Below are 8,011 nucleotides of genomic sequence, written 5' to 3' on the forward strand. Positions count from 1 at the left end.
ATGTCGATCCCCGCATCGAAGCCCATGCGGTCGATCATGTACAGCACGTCTTCCGTGCCGATGTTGCCCGTGGCGGCCGGCGCGAAGGGGCAACCACCCACGCCACCACAGCTCGCATCCAGGGCGCGCACGCCGGCTTCGAGGGCCGCGTAGGCGTTTGCCAGACCGGTGTTGCGCGTGTTGTGGAAGTGGCATCGGGGCGGCGGCGAGCCGGCCTGGGCGAGGAGCCCAAGCAGGTGACTTACATCGCTCGGGGCGGCCACACCGATCGTATCTGCTAGGGCGATTTCGGGGACGCCGTAGTCTTCCAGGGCCTTAACCAGGTCAACCACGCGTTCTGGAGGCACCTCGCCCTCGAAGGGGCAGCCGAAGGCGGCGCCGATGGTGACACCACAGGTCACCCCGTCACGCGCCGCCGCCTGAGCGATGCGGCCGACGGCCTCGAGACTCTCCTGGGTGGTCACGCGCTGGTTGCGTTGGTTGAAGGTGTCCGTGGCGACGACCACGCAGTTCACCTCATGGATCCTGGTGGCGAGGGCGCGCTCGTAGCCGCGCTCGTTCAACACCAGACCGAGGTAGCGTACGCCCGAGGGGCGTGGCAGGCGGGCGAGTAACTCGTCCACGTCTGCCATCTGCGGCACGCGTTTGGGATTGACGAAGCTGGCGACCTCTATTTTGCGCACCCCTGCGCTAATCAGTCGTTCGACGAACGTCAATTTTTGCTCTGTCGTCAGGAGGGTGGGCTGGCTCTGGATGCCGTCGCGCGGCCCCACTTCCACAATCTCCACACGCTCCCGTTGCTGGCTCGCGTTGCTGCTCAATACGCCCCCAGTCAGACGCCCCCGGTCAGCTGCTGTTCGGATAGAGGCGGCATCTCATTGTATACGATCTGAACGAATTCCCCGCGTAAGCCCGCATTGCGTCGATGGAACGGGCCAGGTTGGATACAATCCTGGCATATCCCCCCTGTTTTGGCGACAGCCTTTGGAAGGAGCTCCCCTTATGTCGGACACGCCCGCCGCCCCCACCGGTCCCCTCGCCGGACTGCGCGCCCTGGAGATGGGGCAGCTGCTCGCCGGGCCCTTCTGCGGCCAGCTCCTCGGGGACTTCGGTGCCGAGGTGATCAAGCTCGAGCAGCCGGGCCGCGGCGATCCGATGCGTGACTGGGGCCGGGAAAAGGCGAACGGCGAATCCCTGTGGTGGCCCGTCGTCTCGCGTAATAAGAAGTGCATCACCCTCAACGCCCGCGAGAAGGCCGGCCAGGAGCTGATCCTCTCGCTGGTCGAGAAGTCCGACTTCCTGGTCGAAAACTTCCGCCCGGGCACGTTGGAACGCTGGAACCTCAGCTATGACGCGCTGAAGGCGGTCAACCCCGGCCTGATCCTGGTGCGGGTCACCGGCTACGGCCAGACCGGCCCCTACGCGGCCCGCGCCGGCTACGGCGCCATCGGCGAGGCCATGGGCGGCCTACGCTACGTCGTAGGTAGCCCGGATCGCCCGCCGAGCCGTATGGGCATCAGCATCGGCGATACACTCGCGGCCACCTTCGCCTGCGTCGGCGCCCTCTCCGCCCTCCACCACCGCCACGTCACCGGCGAAGGCCAGGTGGTGGACTCGGCGATCTACGAAGCCGTACTCAATGTGATGGAGTCGCTGATCTCCGAGTTCGACGCCACGGGCTTCGTGCGCGAACGCACCGGCGCCATCCTGCCCAACGTCGCCCCATCCAACGTCTATCGCACGAGCGACGGCGAACACCTGATCGCCGCCAACCAGGACTCCGTCTTCACCCGCCTCTCCGCGGCCATGGGCCGCCCGGAACTCGCGGAGGACAAACGCTACCTCTCCCACAACGCCCGCGGCGAGCACCAGGAAGAACTCGACGACCTCATCGCCGACTGGACCGCACCCTCGACGGCAAGAGCCTCGAAGACCTCCTGAACGAACACGGCGTGCCTAACGGTCGCATTTACCGCGCACCCGAAATGCTCGAGGACGCCCACTTCAAGGCCCGCGAAGCCATCATCCGCCTCGCCCACCCGAGCTTCGGCGAGATCGCCATGCAGAACGTGGCGCCCAAGCTCTCAGCCACCCCCGGCGGCATCCGCTTCGCCGGCGCCGCCCTCGGCGAGCACAACGACGAGGTCTACGGCGACCTCCTCGGCCTCGACGCCCAACGCCGGTCTGCCCTGCAGGCCGACGGCATCATCTAACCGGGAGCGCCAAGACCATGCCCAGCGTGCACATCAACGGCCACGACATGTACTACGAGATCCATGGCGAGGGCGATCCCGCCATCTGCATGGGCGGCTGGGGCACCTACTGCCACGGCAACACGGGCAACCTTGCCCGCGGCCTGACCGATCGCTACCAGACCCTGATCATCGACTACCGGGGCATCGGCGAGTCCTCCGACGACCCCACCATCCCGGCCACGATGGATCTGCACGCCGAGGACGTGATCGGCCTCCTCGACCACCTCGGCTGGAGCCGCGTGCACTTCGTTGGGCTCGTAGGCATGGGCGCATGTATCGCCCAGCGCGTGGCCATCGCACGACCAGACCTGGTCCGCTCTATGGTCAACATGGGCTGCTGGGCCGCCGTCGACGACTACCTCACGGACCAGCTCAACATGTTCCTGGACGTGCACGTGAAGCAGGGCTTCGAGGCCTTCCAGCGCTTCGTCTGCTTCATGTCCTTCCTGCCGGAGTTCTACAACGAGAACCGCGGCCGCCTGGTGCACCCGGACGGTCCCTGGAGCGAGCTACGCGGGCGCGAGGTCACCCACGGGCGCCTCATCGATGCATGCGTCTCCCACGACGTGCGAGAGCTGCTGCCGCAGGTGCAGGCACCGACGCTCGTGATCCACGCGGCGCGCGACATGGTGACGAGCCCGCGCTACACGGGTGAGATCGAGGCGCTGCTGCCGAACGTGGAGGCGGTGACCATGGAGGATGTGGCTCACGTGGTGGCTGGGCGTGAGCAGAAGATCGCTTTCTGCAAGATCCTCTTCGACTTCCTCGAGCGCCACTAGAGCGACGCCCAGGCGGGCATCAGGCATTCATAAACCCAAGGTCCCGGCTCTCGAAGTTCCGAAGGTAAGGGAAGATCTCATCGAGATCCGCCTCGCCTATGCCCATCCAGCGCGCAAGCGTCGCCCCGTACTGATCCAGCGAGTAGGCAGGGATCATGCGCCCCGCATCATCCGTGTCCGTCGGGCCGCCGATCTCCAGCGAGGGCAAGCCACCGTGGATCACGCCGCCGTTCACCGCGCCCCCTAGCACGAAGGCGGCGCTCGACCAGCCGTGGTCCGTGCCGTCCCCGTTCACGGTCAGGGTGCGCCCGAAGTCCGAGGCGGTGAACGCGGTCACCGAATCCGCCAACCCTAGCTCGTCCATATTGGCCTGGAAGGCCGCCAGCCCATCGCTGAGCTCCCGCAAGCGCTCCGCCTGCTCGCCGAGCTGGTTACCGTGGAAGTCGAAGCTGCCGTACTCGACGAAGAACAACTGCCGTTGCATTCCCAAGGCCTCGCGCACGGAGATCACCCGCGCCGCCATCGCCAGCTGCTGCGCGATGCGGCTGCCGGGGTACTCGGTGGTGATGGGCGGCGCCAAGGCCAACGCTTCACCGAAGAGATCGATTTGCACCCGGGCCGATTCCAGCCCCGCCGCCCCCGTGCGCTCCAGGGCATTGCCGTAGGTCTCCACCAACAGCTGCTGCCAAGCGGCTGACCGCCCGGGCTCGGACGGTGGGAAGGCGTTGCCGGACAGGTAGAGAAACGGCTCGACGCCGTTGGCAGGGTCGAGGCTGAACGGCAGCTGCGACTCCCCTGCCTGGAAGTTATTGTTGCCCGCCAGAGTCAACGCTGGCGGCACCAGAGGGTTGCTGTTGGCATCCGCCAACAGGTCCGCCATGCGACCGCCCCAGCCCGGCTGGGTGATGCCCTCGATTGGGGGGCGCGCCGTTTGCCAGATCTCCTGCTGGTCGTTATGCGAGAACAGGTCCGGCGGCACCAAGGCCGTGCCGGTCTGGTAGCTCTCCCGGGTGGTGGGCTCGAAGAGCGTGCCGACGTCGCCGACGATCGCCAGGCGCCCGCTGTCGAACAGCGACTGCATGCCGGCCATCGCGGGATGAAAGCCGTAGTCCGTGTTGCTGAGGGGCAGCAGCTCCCGGTCGCTGATGCTGAGGCCCCCGCGTATGCCCTGGTACTGCGCGTAGGCGTCGGCCCCCGTGGGGATGATCGTGTTGTAGATGTCGTTGCCCCCCGAAAGGAACACGCACACGAGGGAGCGTGCGCCGCCCGCGAAGGGCGTTCGGGTGGAGGCGAGCGCGCCCTGGATCAACCCGAAGCGGCTCTGGGTGGCGAGGGCGCTGGCGCCCAGGGAACTGATGGCGAACCGTTGCAGGAAGCGGCGGCGCGCGATGAGGGTGTTGCTGCTCATGTCGGCGGCTCCTACTTCTGGATCAGGTATTCAGGCGCGTTCACCACCAGCATGATCGCGTCGCGCGCTCGCGTGTTGTCATCGGCCGTCCCGTCCACGAACACCTCACTGCGAAGGTGCTCGAGGATCAGCGCGCGCATGGCCTGGCTCATTTGACCTGACATCAGCAGTAGGTCGAGGTGATCGAGCAGCGCTTCGGGATCGCTGGCGAGGGCAACCTCGTCCCCCACGTCGAGCTTCACGTGCCCGGGGCCGTTCTGATCCTCGTTGTAGAGTTCCCAGGTGATGGCGCGGGCGATGGTCTGTGCCGTGTTGGCGTTGATCACCTCGAACTCCGGCGCCACCAGCGACGCGTCGCGCAGCTCACCGGGCGGCGCGTAGTCGGGCAGATAGAAGTTGAACACGGAGGGCGCCGACAGCGGCTGTTGGGCGAAGTCCACCTTGTAGTCGCGGAAGAACGTGCGATACCAGCCCCACTCCGGCTGACCGCACTGCTCCGCGTTGTTGTTGAAGTTGCCCGTGCGCTGGGGAATGATCGCGTCGAAAGCGCGGCGCGTTTGGGTGATGCGCAGGAGGGGTTCGCGCAGCTTGCCGAAGCGCTCCACCTCGTAGCGCTGCCCACTGCGCGCTTCGGGATCCAGGAAGATCTCGCGCGCGACGGCAGCGAGATCCCCGCGCACGCCTTGGCCATTGTCGTTGAACACCTCGGCCACCCGCGCCACGTACGGCGGCGAGGGGTTCGAAGTGATCAGCCGCTTGATCAGCTGCTTGGCCAGGAACGGCCCGACGTTCGGGTGGGCGAAGAGCACGTCGAGGGCGGCGTCGAGGTCTTCCTGCGCCGTCTGACCGCCCGGCACAGCCACGCCCAACAGCACCTTCGGCCCGCTGTCGTGGAACTCCTCGAAGGGCTCCATCGGCAGGGTACGGTCTGACGGCCCCCACCACTCGCTCCAGTCCACGCCGGGGTAGTTCCACCCGGTGTACACGCGGGCGAACTCTTCGATGTCCGCTTGTGTATAGGTGCGAATGGGTTGGCCCTCGTCGTCGAGGACCGGGGTGCCGTCCAGGTTCAGCATCTGCGTGCCGATGGTGAACAGCTGCATGATCTCACGCGCGAAGTTCTCGTCGGGGCGGATGTTGCGTTCGGGCTGGGCGCGCTCGTTGCGGATAGAACTCAGGAAGATGCCCATGACCGCGTGGGTCGACACGTCCTCGAGCAGGTCGCGGTAGTTGCCGAAGGCGTGGGTCAGCAACATGTCGTAGTAGTCGGCGAGGGCGAACTGCGACTGGCGCACCGTATCGTCCACATCGCTCACCACGAGGATCTGACTCAGGGCGAAGGCCACCCGCTGGCGCAGCTGATCATCGGCGTAGAGGGCGTTCTCCCACCAGGCGGCGAGGCGTGCCTCCGTGTACTCCGCATCGACCACGGGCATCGTGAAACACATGCGCGTGGCGAGATCGCGCGTGAGCGCCGTGTGCAGGCTAATGGGTGTGCTTAGCTGCGCGTCCACCCAGGCCGTGGCGCTGCCGAGGGCGACCACTTCGTCGATCGCCTCGACGGTGGGTCCGTAGGTGCCTTGGGTCAGCAGGCGCGCGGCCTCCTCTGCGCTGACCGGCCCCTCTGCGGCCGGGCCCGGGGGAAGGCGCAGGGCAGCGCGCTGCAGGGCGAAGTCGGCACCGTCGACGCGGCCGTCACCGTTGAGGTCGGCGTGGTAGGCGAGGGGGCGGTCGTGGGGCACTTCGCTGCCGAAGACCGAGCGCAGCAGCCGGAGGTCGACCACGTTGACCAGGCCGTTGTTGTCCAGGTCGCCGTCGCAGAGGTTGCCGTAGCCGTCGCCATCGGTGTCCCGTTGGTTGGCGTTAGCGGCGAGTTGGCAGTTATCGAGCTCGTTGTCGATGCCGTCGCGATCGCTGTCGATCGCCGCGGCGGTGAGGGCGAAGCACATGGCGGCGAGCGCCGCGCACCGTGCGGCTGACGAACGGTCTGGGGTCATCGGGTGCACTCGTGGCTAACACCCGTCCAAATTCGTGTCGCTTCGGTGCAGGCTCAACTGTCGCCGTTTCGCGCCAGCCGTGAGTGGTCCTTCGGCGACCACGCGGGGCGGGACCGAGCACGGCCCCGCCCCTTGGCGACTTACTCGTAGCGCAGGGCCAACACCGGCCTCGCCATCGCCGCGCGACTCGCCTGCAACCCCACCGTCAACGTTGCCACCACCAGGGCGGCGAACCCGCTGGCGACGAACAGCCACGCCCAATCGACGGTGGGCATGCGGTAAACGAAGCGCGTCAGCCAGTCGTTCATGAAGAACCACGCCACCGGCCAGGCGATCAGGTTCGCAAGCAGCACCAGGCGACTGAAATCGCCCGTCAGCAACAGCACGATGTCGCCGACGCCCGCGCCCATCACCTTGCGTACGCCGATCTCCTTGGTCCGCCGATCGGTGGTGAAGGCGGCCAAGCCGAAGAGTCCCAGGGTCGCGACGAAGATCGCCAGGCCCGAGAAGGTGGCGAACATCTGTGCCTGGCGCCCCTCGCCCCGATAGAGGGCGTCGAAGCGCTGATCGAGAAACTCCCACTCGGGCGGGGTGTTCGGCACCAGTCGACGCCACACATCCTCGAAGTGCGCGATCGCCGCCGCCGGATCGCCCGGCGCGATCTTCACCGAAATCGAGCGCCCGTAGCCCGTGTTGGGCTCAGCGAACACGGTGGCCTTGATCTCGTGATGGAGCGAGGAGAAGTGGATATCCGGGATCACGCCCATCACTTCGCGCTCGACGAACATCGTGAGGTCGGCGTCGGCCGCCGAACGGATCACCTGACCCACGGCCTCCTCCGGCGACCAGCCAAAGCGGCGTGCGGCCGACTCGTTGAGCACGGCGCCACCCTGCGTGACCGGGTTCTCCGGCGTCGGTGCCTCCACCCGTCGTTGGCTCTCGAGGAAGGTGCCGCCGGCGAGGAACTCGATGTCGTAGTGGTCGAACCACTGGTAGTCCACCTTGAGGTCGGCGATGGCCATGACGTTCTCACGCGTGAACTGCACATCCGGCCCCACGTAGCCGCCGCCATCGAGGTTCTGCATTCCCGGCACGCGCGAGCTGTACACGGCCGACTCGATGTCGGGGTGCGCCTCGAGGGCCTGCTTCATCGGCTCGTAGAGCTCCCACAGGGGGGCGAAGAACGGCAGTCCGCTGGTGAGATTGCGGGACTTGTCGTAGCCGAGGTCGAGGTTGCGCGCGTACTGCATCTGCAGCATCACCACGCCGGTGGCGATGAGCAGGGCGATAGACGTAGCGAACTGGAACACGACGAGTACGCGTCGCAACAGGGTCGAGCCGGTCGAAGCATCCCGCCCCTTGAGCACCTGAGCCGGACGGAACTGGGACAGGAACAGGGCCGGATAACTCCCTGCGAACACGCCCACCAGCAACGTTCCACCCACCAGCGCCAGCAGCGCCTTGGGGCTAAGCAGATCGATCTCCAGCGGCCGTTCGACGAAGCTCGCGAAGAGCGGCAGGGTGAGTTCTACCAGCGCCACGGCCAACAGCATGGCTAGGGCCGTGAGCAGG

Annotated in this window: 5 protein-coding genes and 1 pseudogene; 2 read left to right on the forward strand and 4 right to left on the reverse strand. The window is 66.7% G+C overall.

What is annotated here, in order from left to right; translation table 11 throughout:
• Positions 1 to 821, reverse strand: an 821-nt coding sequence (locus AAF184_23610; protein MEO0425344.1) for a hydroxymethylglutaryl-CoA lyase, incomplete at its 3' end; no start/stop codon positions are given.
• A gap of 181 nt (positions 822 to 1,002) precedes the next feature.
• Between AAF184_23610 and AAF184_23615 the strand changes: the two are divergent.
• Both AAF184_23615 and AAF184_23620 read left to right on the forward strand, forming a co-directional pair.
• A pseudogene (locus AAF184_23615) lies at positions 1,003 to 2,213 on the forward strand (CoA transferase).
• A gap of 17 nt (positions 2,214 to 2,230) precedes the next feature.
• Positions 2,231 to 3,034 carry an alpha/beta hydrolase gene (locus AAF184_23620; GenBank protein MEO0425345.1) on the forward strand — a complete coding sequence of 268 codons (804 nt, stop codon included), beginning with the start codon at positions 2,231 to 2,233 and terminating at the stop codon, positions 3,032 to 3,034.
• Positions 3,035 to 3,053: 19 nt separating this feature from the next.
• Here the strand turns inward: AAF184_23620 and AAF184_23625 are convergent, their stop codons facing one another.
• From AAF184_23625 to AAF184_23635, 3 genes are all read right to left on the reverse strand, one after another.
• A complete protein-coding gene (locus tag AAF184_23625; GenBank protein MEO0425346.1) occupies positions 3,054 to 4,442 on the reverse strand; it encodes a DUF1501 domain-containing protein in 1,389 nt (462 codons plus the stop codon).
• Between the two features lie 11 nt (positions 4,443 to 4,453).
• Positions 4,454 to 6,439: a DUF1800 family protein gene (locus AAF184_23630; protein ID MEO0425347.1), complete on the reverse strand. Its 1,986-nt coding sequence runs from the start codon at positions 6,437 to 6,439 to the stop codon at positions 4,454 to 4,456.
• A gap of 140 nt (positions 6,440 to 6,579) precedes the next feature.
• A partial coding sequence (locus AAF184_23635) for an FtsX-like permease family protein (GenBank protein MEO0425348.1) occupies positions 6,580 to 8,011 on the reverse strand: 1,432 nt, incomplete at its 5' end.

Source organism: Pseudomonadota bacterium, from assembly GCA_039815145.1.
Taxonomy (GTDB): Bacteria; Pseudomonadota; Gammaproteobacteria; order Steroidobacterales; family JBCBZW01; genus JBCBZW01.

Excerpts from the sequence above, each read along its gene's own strand:
- AAF184_23625 (MEO0425346.1), bottom strand. The coding sequence starts at position 4,442 with ATGAGCAGCAACACCCTCATCGCGCGCCGCCGCTTCCTGCAACGGTTC.
- AAF184_23630 (MEO0425347.1), bottom strand. The coding sequence starts at position 6,439 with ATGACCCCAGACCGTTCGTCAGCCGCACGGTGCGCGGCGCTCGCCGCC.
- AAF184_23620 (MEO0425345.1), top strand. The coding sequence starts at position 2,231 with ATGCCCAGCGTGCACATCAACGGCCACGACATGTACTACGAGATCCAT.